At 47.4% G+C, this 16,647-nt stretch carries 24 protein-coding genes and 2 pseudogenes; 21 read left to right on the top strand and 5 right to left on the bottom strand.

Annotation, left to right across the window (positions count from 1 at the left end; all coding sequences use genetic code 11):
• The first annotated feature begins 12 nt into the window (after nt 1-12).
• From rplF to rpsI, 19 genes are all read left to right on the top strand, one after another.
• Entirely contained in the window at nt 13-552 is a 540-nt protein-coding gene (gene rplF / locus skT53_RS11875; protein WP_200757180.1) for a 50S ribosomal protein L6, read from the top strand.
• A 30-nt stretch (nt 553-582) separates the two neighbouring features.
• Complete coding sequence (gene rplR / locus skT53_RS11870; protein WP_200757178.1) at nt 583-951, top strand: 50S ribosomal protein L18; 369 nt, start codon at nt 583-585, stop codon at nt 949-951.
• 20 nt (nt 952-971) lie between these two features.
• Nucleotides 972-1,469: a 30S ribosomal protein S5 gene (gene rpsE / locus skT53_RS11865; RefSeq protein WP_200757177.1), complete on the top strand. Its 498-nt coding sequence runs from the start codon at nt 972-974 to the stop codon at nt 1,467-1,469.
• Between the two features lie 13 nt (nt 1,470-1,482).
• Nucleotides 1,483-1,671 carry a 50S ribosomal protein L30 gene (gene rpmD, locus skT53_RS11860; protein ID WP_200757175.1) on the top strand — a complete coding sequence of 63 codons (189 nt, stop codon included), beginning with the start codon at nt 1,483-1,485 and terminating at the stop codon, nt 1,669-1,671.
• 31 nt (nt 1,672-1,702) lie between these two features.
• Complete coding sequence (gene rplO, locus skT53_RS11855) at nt 1,703-2,146, top strand: 50S ribosomal protein L15 (RefSeq protein ID WP_200757173.1); 444 nt, start codon at nt 1,703-1,705, stop codon at nt 2,144-2,146.
• Nucleotides 2,147-3,427, top strand: a complete 1,281-nt coding sequence (secY, locus tag skT53_RS11850; RefSeq protein ID WP_200757171.1) for a preprotein translocase subunit SecY — start codon at nt 2,147-2,149, stop codon at nt 3,425-3,427.
• A 29-nt stretch (nt 3,428-3,456) separates the two neighbouring features.
• On the top strand, nt 3,457-4,107 hold the full coding sequence (locus skT53_RS11845; RefSeq protein WP_200757169.1) for an adenylate kinase: 651 nt from the start codon (nt 3,457-3,459) through the stop codon (nt 4,105-4,107).
• Nucleotides 4,104-4,850: a type I methionyl aminopeptidase gene (gene map, locus skT53_RS11840; protein ID WP_200757167.1), complete on the top strand. Its 747-nt coding sequence runs from the start codon at nt 4,104-4,106 to the stop codon at nt 4,848-4,850. Before skT53_RS11845 ends, map begins: the two co-directional genes overlap by 4 nt.
• Nucleotides 4,851-4,861: 11 nt before the next feature.
• Nucleotides 4,862-5,191, top strand: coding sequence for a KOW domain-containing RNA-binding protein (locus skT53_RS11835; RefSeq protein ID WP_200757165.1), 330 nt, complete (start codon nt 4,862-4,864; stop codon nt 5,189-5,191).
• On the top strand, nt 5,178-5,396 hold the full coding sequence (gene infA / locus skT53_RS11830; RefSeq protein ID WP_200757163.1) for a translation initiation factor IF-1: 219 nt from the start codon (nt 5,178-5,180) through the stop codon (nt 5,394-5,396). The genes skT53_RS11835 and infA overlap by 14 nt, the downstream gene beginning before the upstream one ends.
• A gap of 28 nt (nt 5,397-5,424) precedes the next feature.
• A complete protein-coding gene (gene rpmJ, locus skT53_RS11825; RefSeq protein WP_018131305.1) occupies nt 5,425-5,538 on the top strand; it encodes a 50S ribosomal protein L36 in 114 nt (37 codons plus the stop codon).
• Nucleotides 5,539-5,699: 161 nt separating this feature from the next.
• Nucleotides 5,700-6,068, top strand: coding sequence for a 30S ribosomal protein S13 (gene rpsM / locus skT53_RS11820; protein WP_200757161.1), 369 nt, complete (start codon nt 5,700-5,702; stop codon nt 6,066-6,068).
• A gap of 18 nt (nt 6,069-6,086) precedes the next feature.
• A complete protein-coding gene (gene rpsK, locus skT53_RS11815; protein WP_200757153.1) occupies nt 6,087-6,500 on the top strand; it encodes a 30S ribosomal protein S11 in 414 nt (137 codons plus the stop codon).
• 131 nt (nt 6,501-6,631) lie between these two features.
• On the top strand, nt 6,632-7,258 hold the full coding sequence (gene rpsD / locus skT53_RS11810; RefSeq protein ID WP_200757149.1) for a 30S ribosomal protein S4: 627 nt from the start codon (nt 6,632-6,634) through the stop codon (nt 7,256-7,258).
• A gap of 78 nt (nt 7,259-7,336) precedes the next feature.
• A complete protein-coding gene (locus skT53_RS11805; protein WP_200757145.1) occupies nt 7,337-8,281 on the top strand; it encodes a DNA-directed RNA polymerase subunit alpha in 945 nt (314 codons plus the stop codon).
• Between the two features lie 39 nt (nt 8,282-8,320).
• Entirely contained in the window at nt 8,321-8,686 is a 366-nt protein-coding gene (rplQ, locus tag skT53_RS11800; protein ID WP_200757143.1) for a 50S ribosomal protein L17, read from the top strand.
• A gap of 100 nt (nt 8,687-8,786) precedes the next feature.
• Nucleotides 8,787-9,527, top strand: coding sequence for a tRNA pseudouridine(38-40) synthase TruA (gene truA, locus skT53_RS11795; protein WP_200757141.1), 741 nt, complete (start codon nt 8,787-8,789; stop codon nt 9,525-9,527).
• 141 nt (nt 9,528-9,668) lie between these two features.
• Nucleotides 9,669-10,106, top strand: coding sequence for a 50S ribosomal protein L13 (gene rplM, locus skT53_RS11790; protein ID WP_200757139.1), 438 nt, complete (start codon nt 9,669-9,671; stop codon nt 10,104-10,106).
• 22 nt (nt 10,107-10,128) lie between these two features.
• On the top strand, nt 10,129-10,521 hold the full coding sequence (gene rpsI / locus skT53_RS11785; protein ID WP_200757137.1) for a 30S ribosomal protein S9: 393 nt from the start codon (nt 10,129-10,131) through the stop codon (nt 10,519-10,521).
• A gap of 93 nt (nt 10,522-10,614) precedes the next feature.
• Here the strand turns inward: rpsI and skT53_RS18565 are convergent.
• Nucleotides 10,615-10,799, bottom strand: a pseudogene (locus skT53_RS18565) (tyrosine-type recombinase/integrase); the annotation flags it as partial.
• Nucleotides 10,800-10,836: 37 nt separating this feature from the next.
• On the opposite strand from skT53_RS18565, the pseudogene skT53_RS11780 reads away from it, so the two are divergent.
• A pseudogene (locus skT53_RS11780) lies at nt 10,837-11,004 on the top strand (ISNCY family transposase); the annotation flags it as partial.
• 160 nt (nt 11,005-11,164) lie between these two features.
• Entirely contained in the window at nt 11,165-11,515 is a 351-nt protein-coding gene (locus tag skT53_RS11775; RefSeq protein ID WP_200757135.1) for a COG3415 family protein, read from the top strand.
• A gap of 473 nt (nt 11,516-11,988) precedes the next feature.
• On the opposite strand, the gene skT53_RS11770 is transcribed toward skT53_RS11775, so the two are convergent.
• From skT53_RS11770 to skT53_RS11755, 4 genes are read right to left on the bottom strand one after another with little or no spacing between them, the layout of a single operon-like run.
• Complete coding sequence (locus skT53_RS11770; RefSeq protein WP_200757133.1) at nt 11,989-13,074, bottom strand: GerAB/ArcD/ProY family transporter; 1,086 nt, start codon at nt 13,072-13,074, stop codon at nt 11,989-11,991.
• 4 nt (nt 13,075-13,078) lie between these two features.
• Nucleotides 13,079-13,327, bottom strand: a complete 249-nt coding sequence (locus skT53_RS11765) for a hypothetical protein (protein ID WP_200757131.1) — start codon at nt 13,325-13,327, stop codon at nt 13,079-13,081.
• A 7-nt stretch (nt 13,328-13,334) separates the two neighbouring features.
• On the bottom strand, nt 13,335-14,522 hold the full coding sequence (locus tag skT53_RS11760; protein WP_200757129.1) for a Ger(x)C family spore germination protein: 1,188 nt from the start codon (nt 14,520-14,522) through the stop codon (nt 13,335-13,337).
• Nucleotides 14,523-14,538: 16 nt separating this feature from the next.
• Nucleotides 14,539-16,119: a spore germination protein gene (locus skT53_RS11755; protein ID WP_200757127.1), complete on the bottom strand. Its 1,581-nt coding sequence runs from the start codon at nt 16,117-16,119 to the stop codon at nt 14,539-14,541.
• Between the last annotated feature and the right edge of the window lie 528 nt (nt 16,120-16,647).

Genomic DNA, 16,647 nt, shown 5'->3' with positions numbered 1-16,647 from the left:
GAGGTGTGATGAATGTCTCGTATCGGCAGAAAACCGATCGCTGTTCCCAGCGGCGTTGAAGCGAAATACGAAAACGGCCTGTTTACGGTAAAAGGGCCAAAAGGAACATTGAGCCGTGAACTTCATAAGGACATGGTTGTTAAGATTGCAGATAACGAAATCAATATTGAGCGTCCGTCTGACAACAAACTGCATCGCAGTTTGCATGGAACCACCCGTTCCGTTGTGAACAACATGGTGGAGGGCGTTACAAAAGGATTCGAAAAGAAACTGGAATTGGTCGGAGTCGGTTACCGTGCGGCAAAATCGGGCAATAAAATAACTTTGTCGCTCGGATTTTCCCATCCGGTTGAAATTGTTCCCGAAACAGGAATTGAGATTGATGTGGAAGGCACCAACAAACTGATCATCAAAGGTATTAACAAAGAGCAAGTGGGCGCGGTGGCAGCAAAAATTCGCTCGTTGCGTGAACCCGAACCGTATAAAGGAAAAGGGATTAGGTACGAGAACGAAGTCGTTCGCCGCAAAGTGGGTAAAACCGGTAAGAAATAATCCACTTTCCGTATGAAGGGAGTGAAATTAATGATCACGAAAGAAGATAAAAACGTTTCCCGGAAACGTCGTCATGTGCGTGTCCGCAAAAAAGTATTTGGTACAGCGGAACGTCCCCGTTTGAACGTATTCCGTTCCAACCAGCACATTTATGCGCAATTGGTTGATGACTCAAAAGGTGTAACTCTCGTTTCTGCTTCTACGGTTGATAAAGAACTTCAAGGTCAAGTTTCGCATGGCGGGAATGTGGAAGCAGCTAAAAAGGTGGGCGAATTGGTAGCGAAACGCGCTCTTGAAAAAGGGTACAAATCGGTAGTATTTGACCGCGGAGGCTATCTCTATCATGGACGGGTGCAAGCTCTGGCGGATGCAGCGCGCGAAGTCGGCTTGGAATTCTAAAAGCAAAGGAGGGAATTGCGTTGCGTATTGACCCGAATCAATTGGAATTGTCGGAAAAAGTGGTTGCCATTAATCGTGTCGCGAAAGTGGTCAAGGGCGGTCGACGTTTCAGTTTTTCGGCCTTGGTGATCGTCGGAGACGGAAACGGTCATGTGGGAGCCGGACTTGGAAAAGCGGCGGAAGTCCCGGAGGCAATCCGCAAAGGGATTGAGGACGCCAAGAAAAACCTGGTAAATGTACCCGTAATCGGTACAACTGTACCGCATGAAATTCTTGGTCGTTTTGGCGCAGGTAGAGTGTTGATCAAACCAGCTAAGGAAGGTACCGGAGTAATTGCAGGTGGTCCGGCACGTGCGGTTCTGGAACTGGCTGGAATTAAAGATATCGTGACCAAGTCTTTGGGATCTTCAAACGCCATGAACATGGTGAATGCGACTATTGATGGCTTAAAACGTCTTAAGCGTCCGGAAGAAGTTGCAAAACTGCGCGGAAAGACAGTAGAAGAGTTATTGGGTTAAGGAGGGGAACACCGTGACGAAAAAATTGGAGATCACCCTCAAACGCAGTTTGATTGGCCGACCGGAAAATCAACGTATAACCGTAAAGACGCTGGGCCTGCGGAAAGTCAATCAATCGGTTGTACAACCTGACAATGCAGCTATCCGAGGAATGGTGAACAAAATCAACCATCTCGTTGAAGTGAAAGAAATCTCGGAATAAACGAGAAATGTAAGTTCGAGGAGGTGTTTGTATGAAACTGCATGAACTCAGCCCTGCAGAAGGTGCGAAATCAACGAGAAAACGCGTGGGACGAGGGATCGGTTCCGGTCTTGGAAAAACGTCTGGCCGTGGCCATAAAGGACAAAAGGCACGTTCGGGCGGCGGTGTGCGTCCTGGTTTCGAAGGCGGCCAAACTCCATTGTTTAGACGTTTGCCAAAACGCGGCTTTACCAATGCGCCGTTTAAGAAGGAACTAACAGAAGTCAATGTTGCCAAATTGAACGTGTTTGAAGCGGGAACTGTAGTAACGCCGGAAAAATTGATCGAAGCGAAAGTGATCAAAAATCTGAAAGACGGAGTAAAAATTCTGGGGCAAGGTGACCTCAACGTTGCGCTTACCGTGAAGGCTCATAGATTCTCCGCATCGGCTATTGAGAAGATAGAAGCTGCTGGCGGTAAAGCAGAGGTGTGCTAAATGTTCACTACTTTACGGAATATGTGGAAAGTTGCTGATATTCGCCGGCGTGTTTTATTCACGCTGGCCATGTTGGCAGTTTTCCGAATCGGATCATACATTCCGGTTCCGAACGTGAACGCAACCTACTTGGCGCAAATGCAAAGCCCATTTTTGAACATTCTAAACACGTTCTCAGGGGGCGCATTGCGTAACTTTTCCATCTTTGCGATGTCGATTACGCCTTATATCACCGCATCGATTATTGTTCAACTATTGCAGATGGACGTCATTCCCAAATTTGCGGAATGGGCGAAAGAAGGAGAACACGGACGTAAAAAACTGTCGCAGGTCACCCGTTATTTCACGGTGGTGTTGGCGCTCATTCAATCGGTCGGGTTATCCTTGTCGTTTGACCGTCTCGCGCCTGGACTTATTGTCAACAAAACGGCGTGGACGATCGCGTTGATTGCGATTACATTGACTGCCGGTACGACATTCTTGATGTGGTTAGGCGAACAGATTACGGAGAAGGGGATTGGCAACGGAATTTCCATCCTCATCTTTGCGGGTATTATCGCTGGGCTGTTTCCAGGCATTAATCAGGTTTACAACACCTGGTTCTATGCACATCCGGAACGATTGGCGATGAATCTGGTGTTTGTCGGTCTGATGTTGATCGGAATTATAGTGGTAATCATTGGAGTCATTTATGTTCAGCAGGGTGTCAGAAGGGTGCCGGTCCAGTATGCGAAACGCGTATCCGGTCAAACGGTGTACGGCGGTCAAACGACCCACATTCCGCTGAAAGTGAATGCTGCCGGTGTGATTCCCGTTATTTTTGCAACATCGCTGTTGATTTTTCCGTCTACGGTTGCGGCGTGGTTTCAACCGCATCCTGTCGCCAATTGGATTGTTGCGAACTTAAGTCCGCGATCTTGGCTCTATATTGTACTGGAAGTGCTGTTTATTATCGGATTTACGTACTTCTATACGAGCGTACAGATCAATCCTGAACAGTTGGCAGAACAACTGCGGAAGAATTCCGGATATATACCCGGCGTACGACCAGGCAAACCGACTGAGGATTTTATCGTTCGGGTTATGAATCGAATTACGCTTGCTGGGGCCTTGTTTTTAGCGGTTGTGTCTGTCCTTCCGATCTTCTTTATGGACGTCACTCAGTTGAATCTTTATTTTGGCGGCACATCGCTTTTGATTGTTGTAAGCGTAGGGCTTGAGACGATGAAACAAATCGAAAGCCAACTGTTGCAGCGTCACTACAAAGGATTTCTTCGATAATCAGAGAACGTTCATAAGGGGGCGGGATGATGCAAGTCATATTTATGGGGTTACCAGGTGCCGGAAAAGGCACGCAAGCGGAAAAAATCGTAGAAAGCTTCGGAATTCCTCATATATCTACGGGAGACATTTTTCGTGCCGCTATGGCAGAAGGGACTCCGCTTGGATTGAAAGCGAAAGAATATGTGGATAAAGGGCAATTGGTACCGGATGAAGTAACCATCGGCATTGTGCGTGAACGGCTAGCGCGGCCTGATACGGAAAAAGGATTCTTGCTGGACGGCTTTCCGCGGACCGTTCCACAGGCGGAAGCTTTGGATCGGGCGTTGAATGAGATGGGGCGCAAGATTGACGTTGTGATTCATCTTGACGTCGATCGAGAAAAATTGCTGGCACGTTTGACGGGTCGACGCATCTGCCGTTCATGTGGAGCGACTTACCACGTTATCTTTAACCCTCCCAAAGAGGAAGGAAAATGCGATAAATGTGGCGGTGAACTGTACCAACGGGCGGACGATTCGATTGAAACGGTAGCGACCCGTCTTGATGTAAACATCAAACAACAAGAACCGTTGCTGCAATTTTACAAAAAGCAAGGTCTGCTTCAAGCGGTAAACGGAGAGGCTGAGATTGGGGAAGTATTTTCACAGATATCTGACATCCTTCGAGGTGTACAATGATTGTTAGTAAGTCGCAAATCGAACTGGATATGATGCGGGAAGCCGGGCGGATCGTAGCGATGACACATCAAGAATTGGCAAAAGCTATTCGTCCAGGGATTACGACAAAAGAGTTGGATCAAATCGCCGAGGAATTTATCAAAAAAAACGGCGGTCAATCTTCTTTCAAAGGGTATCATGGTTATCCGGCTTCTATTTGCACCTCCGTAAACGAGGAATTGGTTCACGGCATACCTGGGAACCGAACGTTAAAGGACGGCGATATTATATCGATTGATATTGGCGTCCATAAGAATGGTTACCACGGGGACTCTGCATGGACATATCCGGTCGGAACCATCTCTGATGTAGCGGCAAAATTGCTTCGAGTGACGGAAGAATCTCTGTTGATTGGGATTGAACAGGCACGCGAAGGGAACCGATTGTCAGATATTGGTCATGCGGTGCAGCAGCATGTAGAAGCGGCCGGATTTTCAGTGGTCCGGGATTATGTCGGACATGGAATTGGCAGAGAGATGCATGAAGATCCGCAGATTCCGAACTACGGACCTCCCAATCGAGGAGTCCGGTTAAAAGCCGGTATGACGCTTGCAATCGAACCGATGGTGAATGTCGGAACCTATCATTGCAAAACCTTGGCCGACAATTGGACTGTGGTTACGGCTGACGGAACGTTGTCCGCCCATTTTGAACACACGGTTGCCGTTACGAAAGATGGACCTGTTATCCTGACGTGTCTGTAGGGTGATACGGGATGACGGAGAAACCGGGAGCGCTGATTGGACAAATCGTGGAAGTGATAAAAGGGCGGGAAACAGGCAAGTATGCGATCGTAATCGGAGAACTGGATGGGCGGTTTGTTTTGTTGGCTGATGGTGACAAACGCAAATTTGACCAACCAAAGAAAAAGAATATCCATCATGTTCGATTGACTGGCGAATTTGCAATGGAAGTGTTTGAGAGTATTCAGGAGTCGGGTCGTGTTACCAATTCGAAGCTGCGGTACTGCTTAAACCGATTTGCACAGCAAATAAATCCGGATGACGCTTTGGAAGAGGGGGGCGTAAACAATGGCGAAAGATGATGTCATTGAAGTAGAAGGAACTGTGATCGAACCTTTGCCGAATGCCATGTTTCGGGTTGAACTGGAGAATGGACACAAAGTTTTGGCGCATGTTTCAGGCAAAATTCGCATGAATTATATACGAATTCTGCCAGGTGATAAAGTGACGGTAGAATTGTCGCCATATGATTTGACGCGTGGACGCATCACATATCGGTTCAAATAATTGACTTGCTAAAAAGGAGGGACCCGCGATGAAAGTAAGACCGTCTGTAAAACCGATCTGCGAAAAATGTAAAATTATTCGCCGTAAAGGTGCGGTCATGGTCATCTGCGAAAATCCGAAACACAAACAAAAACAGGGTTAAGCGCAAAACTCAGAACCGTTAAGAGTCAGTAAGGAGACGTAGAGCGGCTGCCCCTATTCGGTGTGTGAGGGGTTCTATGATACTCCGAGCTGTTTGAAATACATTCACTAGTTGGTTTATAATCAAAATTTGAGATCTAATATAGGAGGTGTCTCTAATTCATGGCACGTATTGCAGGTGTTGACTTGCCGCGTGATAAGCGAGTAGAAATCGCTTTAACCTATATTTTTGGAATCGGCCGGAAAACTTCCAACAAAGTACTGGCTGAAACAGGAATCAATCCGGATACCCGGGTTCGTGAACTGACGGAAGATGAGGTTAGCCGGTTGCGCGATGTAATTGATAAGACTCTCAAAGTAGAAGGGGATCTCCGGCGTGAGATCGCTTTGAATATAAAACGATTGATCGAAATCGGTTCCTATCGCGGAGTTCGTCATCGCAAAGGTCTGCCGGTTCGCGGACAACGCACCAAAACGAACGCTCGTACCCGTAAGGGGCCGCGTCGTACGGTTGCCGGCAAGAAAAAATAAAGGGGGTAAACAGAAAACATGGCTAAAGCTGCTGGTAAAGCACGTGGTAAAGCTGCAGCTCGCACAAAACGGCGCGATCGAAAAAACGTCGAAGCGGGCGTTGCGCATATCAGATCCACGTTTAACAATACGATCGTTACCATCACCGATCCAAGCGGTAATGCAATTTCGTGGGCAAGTGCAGGCGGACTCGGTTTTAAAGGTTCTCGTAAATCCACGCCGTTTGCTGCTCAGATGGCTGCCGAAGCGGCTGCTCAAGCAGCTATGGAACATGGCATGAAAACGGTTGAAGTGTTTGTAAAAGGGCCGGGTGCTGGTCGTGAAGCTGCAATTCGATCCTTGCAGGCTGTAGGTTTGGAAGTTGCAATGATTCGTGACGTAACTCCGATTCCGCACAACGGTTGCCGTCCTCCGAAGCGCCGCCGCGTTTAACGGAGAAATCAAACGTTTGTCAATATGCAAAGCTTCGGTTTGGCATACCGGCGCGACTATATAGTATGTGCAGATTGACTTGAATCATTCGTATATAAAGTATAATCTCAACAGGAGGTGTCAACACTAGAATGGCAAGATATACTGGTGCCGTCTGTCGGCTGTGCCGCAGAGAAGGCGTGAAACTGTATCTTAAAGGTGAACGCTGCTATAGCGATAAATGTGCCATTGACCGTCGTCCATATGCGCCCGGTCAACATGGACAAACGCGTAAAAAAGTGTCTGAATACGGATTGCAGCTCCGTGAAAAGCAAAAAGCGCGCCGTGTTTACGGAGTACTGGAAAGCCAATTCCGCAGCTATTATCAGGAAGCTGCCCGTCGTAAAGGAATTACAGGTGAGACATTGCTTCAAATTTTGGAAAGTCGATTGGACAATGTGGTATATCGCCTCGGGTTTGCGGCTTCCCGTCCGGAAGCACGCCAGATCGTGCGTCACGGTCATATTACAGTGAATGGCAAACGGGTGGATATTCCGTCCTATTTGACACGAGTTGGGGATGTTATCGGAATCAACGAAAAAAGCTTGGAATCCCCGCGTATCAAAGAATTGTTGGAATCGGCCGAAACGAAAACGACTCCAGCTTGGTTGGAACGGGACCTAAATGCGAAAAACGCACGCATTGCCCGCGTACCATCTCGCGAGGAGATCGATATTCCGGTAGCCGAACAGATGATTGTCGAATTGTACTCTCGTTAATCGCTGTAACATCGGAGAAAGACGATTTTCCTATTGTGCTGGCATGACTGCATGAGTTGTCGAGAAGGAGGTTACTGCATGATCGAAATTGAAAAGCCAAAGATTGAGGCGGTTGAAATCAGTTCGGATGGAACTTATGGAAAGTTTGTGGTAGAGCCTTTGGAGCGAGGCTACGGAACAACACTAGGGAATTCGTTGCGCCGTATTTTGCTTTCCTCTTTGCCTGGGGCTGCAGCCACCTCGGTCAAAATTGAGGGTGTACTGCACGAGTTCTCGACGATTCCGGGAGTTGTGGAAGATACAACGGAAATTATCCTCAATATGAAACGGCTTTCTTTGAAAATTCATTCCGATGAAGAAAAAACTTTGGTGATCGATGTTGAGGGACCCAAAGTGGTTACGGCTGCCGACATTCAGGCAGATTCCGATGTGGAAGTTTTAAACACCGACCTGTATATTGCCACAGTTGCGGACGGGGCCAAACTGTATATGGAGATCAAGGCAAACCGCGGACGTGGATATGTTCCGGCCGACCGAAACAAGCGGGATGATATGGAGATTGGCGTGATCCCGATTGATTCCATTTTTACCCCGATTTCCCGTGTCAATTACAGTGTGGAAAATACACGTGTCGGACAAGTAACCAACTACGACAAACTGATGCTGGAACTGTGGACAGACGGAAGTATTCGTCCCGATGAAGCGGTTAGCTTGGCGGCCAAAATCATGACGGAACACTTGATGCTGTTTGTCGGATTGACCGACAAGGTAAAAGATACGGAAATTATGGTAGAGAAAGAAGATGACAAGAAAGAAAAGGTTCTCGAAATGACGATTGAAGAACTGGATCTTTCCGTTCGTTCCTACAACTGCTTGAAGCGTGCGGGCATCAATACCGTTCAGGAATTGTGTGCGAAAACGGAGGAAGAAATGATGAAGGTTCGCAACCTCGGCCGCAAATCGCTGGAAGAAGTGCAAGAAAAGTTGGAAGAACTGGGACTGTCACTTCGTAAAGAGGATTAACTGTATATATGGATCCTGTGCGGAAGGAGGGGAATTAGATTGGCATATCGCAAATTGAATCGGCGCACCGGTGCGCGTCAAGCGCTTTTCCGTGACTTGGTGACCGATCTGTTTATCAATGAACGAATTCAAACTACAGAAGCAAAGGCGAAAGAAATTCGCTCGATTGCCGAAAAAATGATTACTTTGGCGAAACGCGGTGATCTTCACGCGCGCCGTCAGGTGGCAGCATTTGTTCGTCCGGAGGTGGCAGATGCAACCGGTAAACAAGATGTTGTGCAAAAATTATTCTCGGACATTGCTCCCCGTTTTACAGAACGTCAAGGCGGGTACACGCGGATCCTGAAAGTCGGACCCCGTCGTGGTGACGGAGCTCCGATGGCGATTTTGGAACTGGTGGAATAATCGGGAAGGGGGATGACGATCGGAGTCATTTCCCTTTTTTATAATTTGTCATAGCAAAACGGTGAGGTTATCGAAAACGGTGTCGTCAGGAGGGATTTTTGTGCGCAACATCAGGTTGATAATATCCTACGACGGCACCAATTTTCATGGATTTCAGACGCAACCCAAATTGCGAACTGTGCAGGGACAATTGCAGGAAGCAATCGAGCAACTTACAGGAGAATATGTACAAGTCATCGGTTCGGGCAGGACGGATGCGGGGGTTCATGCAGAGGGGCAAGTGGCTAACTTTCATACTTCATCTAAAATTCCTGTTGATAAATGGCCTCATGCGCTCAACGCCGTATTGCCGGATGATTTGGTTGTTCGTGCGGCGAGAGAGGTTTCTCCAACGTTTCACGCCCGTTTTGATGCAAAGGGGAAAATCTACCGCTATCAAATAGACCGAAGCGTTTTTCCGGATGTGTTCGTTCGCCGTTATGCCTGGCATGTCTCTTATCCGTTGGATGTGGGCAAGATGGCGCAGGCAGCCAGCCATATGGTCGGGTGTCATGATTTTACAAGCTTTTGCAACGCTGCCACACCGTTGGAAGATCGCAGACGTCACGTCACTGACATCCGGATTTCAGAGGCTGGCCATTTACTGCATGTAACTGTAAGTGGAAAAGGCTTTCTATGGAATATGGTTCGTATTATGGCGGGTACGTTGGTGGATGTAGGAAAAGGCCGGATTATGCCCGATGAGATTCCAACAATTATCCATGCACAGGATCGGACATATGCGGGGGTTACCGCACCGGCGCATGGCTTAACGCTGGTTCAAGTGGAATATGAGGATTGAGAAAAAGTTGTATGTTTGTCTCTTATTTATTCGCTTTTACCTTGACTTGGTTAGTTATAACAGCTAAAATGGTAATGTTGTTTAAACCCGCTATCCCACTAGCCCCGGTTTAAACTTTGAAATGTTGGGAGGAACAATTCCATGCGTACGACATACATGGCGAAACCAAACGCTGTGGAACGGAAATGGTATTTAATTGACGCGGAAGGAAAAACAGTGGGCCGTTTGGCAACTGAGATTGCTTCCATTTTACGCGGTAAACATAAGCCGGAATTTACTCCGCATGTTGACACGGGCGATTTTGTTGTTGTTATCAATGCTGAAAAAGTTGTTTTCACAGGCAACAAGCTGCAAAACAAAATTTACCGTCGGCATTCTTTGTATCCGGGCGGCTTGAAAGAAACCACTGCAGCAAACATGTTGAAAACCAAACCGGAACGTGTTTTGCAATCTGCTGTTAAAGGCATGCTTCCGAAAAATAGCCTGGGTGCCAAGATGATGACGAAGTTGCATGTTTATGCAGGTGGAGAGCACCCGCATCAAGCACAACAACCGATTCCCTGGGAATCGAAAAACTAACAGTAAAAGGAGGTAGCGATCTGTGGCTCAAGTTCAATACTGGGGTACCGGCCGCCGTAAACATTCGGTTGCACGTGTACGTCTTGTGCCGGGTGACGGCAATATTATTGTAAATCGACGTGAAATTAACGATTATTTCGGTCTCGAATCTTTGAAGCTGGTAGTTAAACAACCGCTGTTACTGACTGATGTAATAGGAAAGTATGACGTTCTCTGCAATGTTCATGGTGGAGGCATTTCCGGGCAAGCGGGAGCGATCCGTCATGGTATCGCAAGAGCGCTTTTGAAAGCGGACGAAGAACTTCGGCCTGTTCTGAAAAAAGCCGGATTCCTGACGCGTGACCCACGTATGAAGGAACGGAAAAAGTACGGACTCAAAGCGGCACGCCGCGCCCCGCAATTCTCCAAGCGTTAATGTATCAAGGTTTACAGGCTCTCAACCGTTCTCGGTTGGGGGCTTTTTTCATGTGCATCATTGCCCCGCACCCACAAAGCACCCACAAAAATTTCACAGCTCTATGAAGTTGGCAAAGGTGTCGGCTGTCCTGTTCTTGACACTCTCTGTTACGTGAGTGTAGATGTCCATCGTAGTTTTAATGTCCCTGTGACCAAGCCAGCTTGTACTTCTTTAATCGATGCTCCAGCCTCGAATAACAGGGATGCATGGGTGTGGCGCAGACCGTGTACGGTGAGATTGAGTGCAACCCATGTTTTTTGATAAAACTCTCCAGACCAAGCCAGGCAGGTGGTCTCGGGAACCAGAGTGATTCCAGATCGCATCGTTAGCTTTTTTGACTGGGAAGCTCGCCCGATCAAAAAGGGCAAACTGGCGAAAGCGACCGAATTCGGATACAAAGTCCGTATCGACGAGACGGAAAGTGGCTTTGTCACCGGATACCTAGGAAAACAAACACTCCGGGAAAGTCGCGAGAGAACATATTCCCTCAAATATCGACTTTTTCAGGAGTAACTACCTAGTATAACGTTTTGAAAATACTATAAGTTTATACCAAAATACGGTATCCCTGGTATAGAGATCCAGTCGGGAGAGGATACCAATGGCCGCCTACTATAAAAAACCTGTACTTGTACTTTCAGAAGAAGAACAGACTATGCTTCGACAAATCAGTCAATCCCGAACCGCCCAAGTTCGTCACGCTGAACGTGCTCGTATGATATTGCTTGATACAGAGGGCCTGAGTGTGCCCAGGATTGCTGCTCAATTACACACGAACGTACCTAAAGTAGACCGCTGTATTAAAAAGGCATTACAATTGGGCGTAAAAGCTGCGCTGGATGATCTTCAGCGCTCCGGCCGACCGGCCGATATTACGCCCGAAGCGAAAGCTAGGGTCGTTTCGTTGGCTTGCCAGAAACCCGAGGAAAAGCCAAACATTCAAACACTATAGCTTTGAGTTAAAAAAGCGGGCAGTTGAGATGAGATTAAAAGGCATGACGAAGAAGCAAGTGGCGGAGATACTCGGAATTGAAGATATCACACGGCTAAAGGTCGCTACTGTCTCATCCAAACGATTTTTGCTTAACATATAGACCTGTTCCTGCTAGGAACTTTGTCTACAGGCTGGGACCTGGGTTTTAACCATGGTCGTTTAGTCGTTGGCAGGCACGATGTTGATTGTAAAATGGTTTTTCTTCTTGCGTAGCTTCTGGCCAACTTGCTTAGGCGAGTGACTTGTCGTTTTTAGGAAACCGGCTTTGATTTTTTCACTCATTTGTGGATTTTTACGATCTCTGCCAATTCACGAGCGATCTGCGGGATGTTCAATCCTCGTTTTTTCACCTCGTGGATCATGTAAAACTCCCTATTCTTGTCTTCTCTGAGGAATTAGTTGGCGATACGAGTGGAATTGCCTCATTGTCCTTATCTTGTAAATTGTTTTTGCACCCAAGCAATACTGAATAGTAACACTGGAATAACCACCAACACAGTCAACATAGAAAATGTCACGGACGTAGATATCGCATGCGTTAATTCCTGCAGATTGGGCGCTACCCAAATGCTGAATAAGGTTAAAATAAAGCCAAGCGGGAACACAATCGGCCGATAATCGGACAGGTTCATCCATTGGGCGGCGCCAAGAACGGTCACGTAAAAAAATACGCAGATTTTCACAAACGCACCCAACACCCAAATGGCCATGAACAGCGCTTCCAAATGGGTGAAAAAATCGGCCAGGTTGATGTACCTCGCAAGAATCAGAAAGGGATAGGTAAAATTGCCTGTTATCTCTCCCAGGAGCAACAGTGTCGCCAGATTGGAAACAACCAGCGTCAGTATTACCGCTAATAAGGAAATCAAGATGCTTTTTGTCGCTTTTTTTTGATCAGCTACAAAGGGGAGCAAAAACGATGTGGTGATCCATTCGCTAAACCAGGTTTGCAGGACGAAAGATCCCGCGATAGAAGGCATAATCCCTTCTCCCATGACCGGAAGCATATTCGACACACGCAGATCAGGAAGGATTGGAACAATAATGAGTAGAAAAAGAGTTATAAAAGCGGGAAGAAAGAGATCGGCATACCTCCCCACAATTTCCACGCCTCCGCGTACGGCTATGGCACATACCAGCACCATACTGCCTGACACCACGATGAGCGGGGTATTAAGCAGGAATGTACCAACCACGAATTCGCCGTATTCCCGTACGACAATACCGTTGACATATAAATAAAAAAACGGAAATATGAACCCCATCATTTTTCCGGGAAACCGGCCGAGGATGCGTTCACATGCTTGGGCGATATTTTGGCCGGGATACATGTTATGGAGCCGCAACGCGACATAAACGGCAATCAGTCCGCTCAAGGCCCAGATCGGCGAAATCCACAGATCTTGTTTCGCTAATTTGAACGTAATCGAAGGTGACGTGAGAATCGCTGTAGGGATGATGGCCAAATACATCATCTTTCCCAATTGTGATGCGGAAATTTCCCCTTTTTCGATCATCTTCTCATCCGCTCCTTTCCGCGGTTAATTTCTCGAGAAATTTCACCAGCGGTTTGTACATGGCATCAATGAATTGCGTGGGCCCCGGCATTTCCGGATAGAAAACGAGCAAAAAAGCCAGAATCCCTCCCAAAACGGTCATTGCGGCAAAGGCGGTTTTTTCCCTTTTCATTTGCGTGTTCATTTTCGGCCATTCGTACAGGGGAATGAAAACCAAAACCGCTGCGATCCCCAAGACCGCTGCCCATTCCATTTTTTGATCACCTCTGATTCGGCTTAAAAAGGCTTTTGCCTGTCATTCCCGGTCTGGCAACTTTAGGGTTCGTCTCCAGCTTGACTTCCACATTCGGATATATCTCGTCCCAGCGATCCTTGTTTTGATTCCATTCTTTCGGATATTTACGGTAAAAAGTATCGGCAAAATTGAAAATGTCGGCGTTCATTTTTTTCTGCGCTTGTGCCAGGGCCATGTTCACACGATGTTTGATGTCGGATCCCAATTCTGTTTCCAATTCTTCGATATGCTTCGGATCCGCGAGATCCAGGTCCGTTGTATTTTCGACGATATCGTCCTGAGTTTCAATCTTGACAGTTATGCTCCAGTTGTCCCCGTGAATATGCGGAACCAATTCCGTATGGCTTCTTAGCAGTTGGAGGGAAACATGTCCTTTGGTGTTTTTCGGGGAAACGGTCACGGTGCCTCTTTTTACTTCGTTTCTCAGCCACATGATCCCCCGGGTTGCGCTATCGTTCATGCGCCCGACCAGTTTCCCGTTTTTCAATATTGCCGCTCCATTAATAAACGGAAACGCTTCCTGATTTTCTTGTTGGGGTTTGATTTCCACCAAAGGGATGACAGCCGCCTTGGCTCTTCCGGCCATCATTTGCGCCAGTTCTTTCATCGTGATATTCAGTCCTGTTTGCGACTCGGCCATTTTCCGCAACGCATCCGCAACAGAGCGTTCAATAGGGGGCTCAAGCTGCAGCACATCTTTCGCCGAACCTTTGCTGACGAATACGTTTGCGCGTTCCCTTGGAGCGGGGTGCCGCATCAAGAATTCCATCGGCCCGGCAAGGCCTTCTTTCGCCAAGCTTTCCCCAAAAATGAATACTTCGTCCTGCCCCCAAAACACCTTGCGAGTGATCACCTGCTGCAATTTGGATACCGCATCCGCCATGGTCGGTCCTGCCGCCGATCGAACGACCGATTTTCCGGCCCCCTCGCCACTGGTGTCGGACATCCCTGACGTCTGCTGAGGGGCTGACGGTGACGTAAGATATATTTTTACGGACAGCTCCAGTTGATGATCTTCCGTCAGATCCAAACCGGTTGCTGTAATGATCGCCAAATCATTCACTTCCGTTCGGTCCCAACAGCCGGAAAGCAACAGCGCATTAATAGAAAGGAAAAAGAGGAGAAGAACGGTTTTTCGTCTTGTTGTATCCATGAAAATCCCCTTCCGATTATCCCTCTTCATCCCCTTTGGCTGGACTTGGCTGTTGTCTGGGAGCCTGCCGATAGGGATTCCATTCTCCGGTCAAGTGTGGGCGTGTGTTCAACATCCAACGCGGAGCCCGCCAAAGTACATCTTTCAGGTCGCGGCCTTTCATCGGGGCCAGAGGAGACATATAGGGAACCCCGAAAGAACGAAGGGTAAGGAGATGATTCAAAATGACAATTCCTCCCAGAAACACGCCGAGAAGCCCCAGGAAACCCGCAAGGAACATCATGGGGAAACGAAGCAGCCTGACGGCAATTCCAACAGTGAACCGGGGAGCCATAAATGAAGCGATTCCCGTAATGGCCACAACCACCACCATCGGAGCGGACACGATACCGGCTGCAATCGCCGCTTGACCGATGACAAGTGCCCCAACAATGCTGACGGCTGTTCCGATTTGCCTGGGGAGTCTGGCGCCAGCCTCACGCAGCGCTTCAAACATGGATTCCATAAGTAGGGCCTCCACAAGGGCGGGAAATGGTACTTGTTCACGTGATTTCGCCATCGTTAATAAAAGGTTGGCCGGAATCATTTCCTGGTGATACGTAATGATGGCGACATAAAATGAAGGCCCCAGCAAAGAGATGGCATAAAACAGATAACGCAGCCAACGAATCGCCGTACCGACAACGTATCGCTCATAATAATCTTCAGGCGATTGCAGCAAGGAAAAAATTGTAACCGGAGCGATCAGCACACTGGGGGTTCCGTCGACTAATACGACGACATGCCCTTCCAGCAAATAGGCGCTTGCCACATCCGGCCGTTCTGTCGAAAGAAGTTGAGGGAAGGGGGAAAGAGGATTGTCTTCAATCAATTCCTCGATATACACGCTTTCCAATATGCCATCGATCTCAATCCGTTGTAACCGGCTCTTCATTTCCTCGACTAAAGCGGGAGCCGCAATTCCCTCGATATAGGCAATGGCGATCGTCGTTCCGGAATAGGTCCCGATGTTCATCGATTTGATTTTCAGGTTCGGACTTCTTACTTTCCGCCGCAGCAAAGCAGTATTGGTCCGCAGCGATTCGATGAATCCTTCCCTTGGCCCCCGTAAAACCGACTCGGCCGTAGGTTCTTCAATTGTGCGTTTTTCCCACTTGGACAATCCGACCGACAATCCTTGCTTTTCCCGCTCCATGAGCAGGACGGGATTCCCGCCGGATATTTCTTCGATGACATCAGCTACGGTTTTCACATGTTTTATGGACGAGACGGCGATTTTTTTACGAATGTTCGGAAGTGTATGTTCCAGAGCGAAATCCTGCTGAAGCGGTGCTAGTACATTTCGGTCTAACTCTTCAACATTGGTAAGACCATCGATGTAAATAAGTACGGCTTTTGTTTGATCGCCGATCAAAAAGTCATGAAAAATGACGTCGGAACAATCCGAATAAATGTCTTGTATCAGTTGCAAATTTTCATTCAATTTTCTGGATAGCAATGTTTGGGTTTGTGGATTCTTGCTTGGCAGTTCGGCATTTGCCGACTTTTTCCGGTCGGAGCGTAACAGATGGTTCAAAAATTTTTTTACATTGCCCATAGCGATCCCCTTGTCGTACTTTTATCATTTTATTATTGACAAAATACGGTTTCGTTAAAACAGCTCGGGCTTTTTAGGATAGTACCAAAGCGTAGTGATTTGAGGAATCCGAGAATCGAGAGGAAAGAAATGGGCGGCGACCACGTTCATTTATGATCGTCGGGCCGCAGTATCGACAACACTACATCTATCGTTGCACTCTCCTCTATGGCAGGAAAAAGTAACGGGCTGGTAATTATCTGGCTTTAACTCGGCAATTTTTTGTTTTCGTTTCATGGTATAAGATGGAAAATAAGTCTACGGGTACTTAATAGAGGCTCGGAATTGATCTGAGTTGAATTGGAAATTTATTGTATTATGTAACAACTCTGTGACATCGGTGTAACAATCGTGTAACAAAACTGGGATGAATACTGTATTGCTGGAAGAAAAAAATGAGGGTGCCCACCCTCAGCACCCACAATTCACCCACAAAAGTATGAAAGACCTTGAAACGGTATGAAAAACGAAAATGAAAAATAGTTGATT

The sequence above is a fragment of the Effusibacillus dendaii genome (assembly GCF_015097055.1).
GTDB lineage: Bacteria > Bacillota > Bacilli > Tumebacillales > Effusibacillaceae > Effusibacillus > Effusibacillus dendaii.
Note: the sequence above shows the minus strand (reverse complement) of the source record. Positions and strands in the feature narration are given on the sequence as shown.

What these genes read in the sequence shown, in the direction of transcription:
- rplF (WP_200757180.1), top strand. Translation starts at nt 13, where the DNA reads ATGTCTCGTATCGGCAGAAAACCGATCGCTGTTCCCAGCGGCGTTGAA.
- rplR (WP_200757178.1), top strand. Translation starts at nt 583, where the DNA reads ATGATCACGAAAGAAGATAAAAACGTTTCCCGGAAACGTCGTCATGTG.
- rplO (WP_200757173.1), top strand. Translation starts at nt 1,703, where the DNA reads ATGAAACTGCATGAACTCAGCCCTGCAGAAGGTGCGAAATCAACGAGA.
- secY (WP_200757171.1), top strand. Translation starts at nt 2,147, where the DNA reads ATGTTCACTACTTTACGGAATATGTGGAAAGTTGCTGATATTCGCCGG.
- skT53_RS11845 (WP_200757169.1), top strand. Translation starts at nt 3,457, where the DNA reads ATGCAAGTCATATTTATGGGGTTACCAGGTGCCGGAAAAGGCACGCAA.
- map (WP_200757167.1), top strand. Translation starts at nt 4,104, where the DNA reads ATGATTGTTAGTAAGTCGCAAATCGAACTGGATATGATGCGGGAAGCC.
- skT53_RS11835 (WP_200757165.1), top strand. Translation starts at nt 4,862, where the DNA reads ATGACGGAGAAACCGGGAGCGCTGATTGGACAAATCGTGGAAGTGATA.
- infA (WP_200757163.1), top strand. Translation starts at nt 5,178, where the DNA reads ATGGCGAAAGATGATGTCATTGAAGTAGAAGGAACTGTGATCGAACCT.
- rpmJ (WP_018131305.1), top strand. Translation starts at nt 5,425, where the DNA reads ATGAAAGTAAGACCGTCTGTAAAACCGATCTGCGAAAAATGTAAAATT.
- rpsM (WP_200757161.1), top strand. Translation starts at nt 5,700, where the DNA reads ATGGCACGTATTGCAGGTGTTGACTTGCCGCGTGATAAGCGAGTAGAA.
- rpsK (WP_200757153.1), top strand. Translation starts at nt 6,087, where the DNA reads ATGGCTAAAGCTGCTGGTAAAGCACGTGGTAAAGCTGCAGCTCGCACA.
- rpsD (WP_200757149.1), top strand. Translation starts at nt 6,632, where the DNA reads ATGGCAAGATATACTGGTGCCGTCTGTCGGCTGTGCCGCAGAGAAGGC.
- skT53_RS11805 (WP_200757145.1), top strand. Translation starts at nt 7,337, where the DNA reads ATGATCGAAATTGAAAAGCCAAAGATTGAGGCGGTTGAAATCAGTTCG.
- rplM (WP_200757139.1), top strand. Translation starts at nt 9,669, where the DNA reads ATGCGTACGACATACATGGCGAAACCAAACGCTGTGGAACGGAAATGG.
- skT53_RS11775 (WP_200757135.1), top strand. Translation starts at nt 11,165, where the DNA reads ATGGCCGCCTACTATAAAAAACCTGTACTTGTACTTTCAGAAGAAGAA.
- skT53_RS11770 (WP_200757133.1), bottom strand. Translation starts at nt 13,074, where the DNA reads ATGATCGAAAAAGGGGAAATTTCCGCATCACAATTGGGAAAGATGATG.
- skT53_RS11765 (WP_200757131.1), bottom strand. Translation starts at nt 13,327, where the DNA reads ATGGAATGGGCAGCGGTCTTGGGGATCGCAGCGGTTTTGGTTTTCATT.
- skT53_RS11760 (WP_200757129.1), bottom strand. Translation starts at nt 14,522, where the DNA reads ATGGATACAACAAGACGAAAAACCGTTCTTCTCCTCTTTTTCCTTTCT.
- skT53_RS11755 (WP_200757127.1), bottom strand. Translation starts at nt 16,119, where the DNA reads ATGGGCAATGTAAAAAAATTTTTGAACCATCTGTTACGCTCCGACCGG.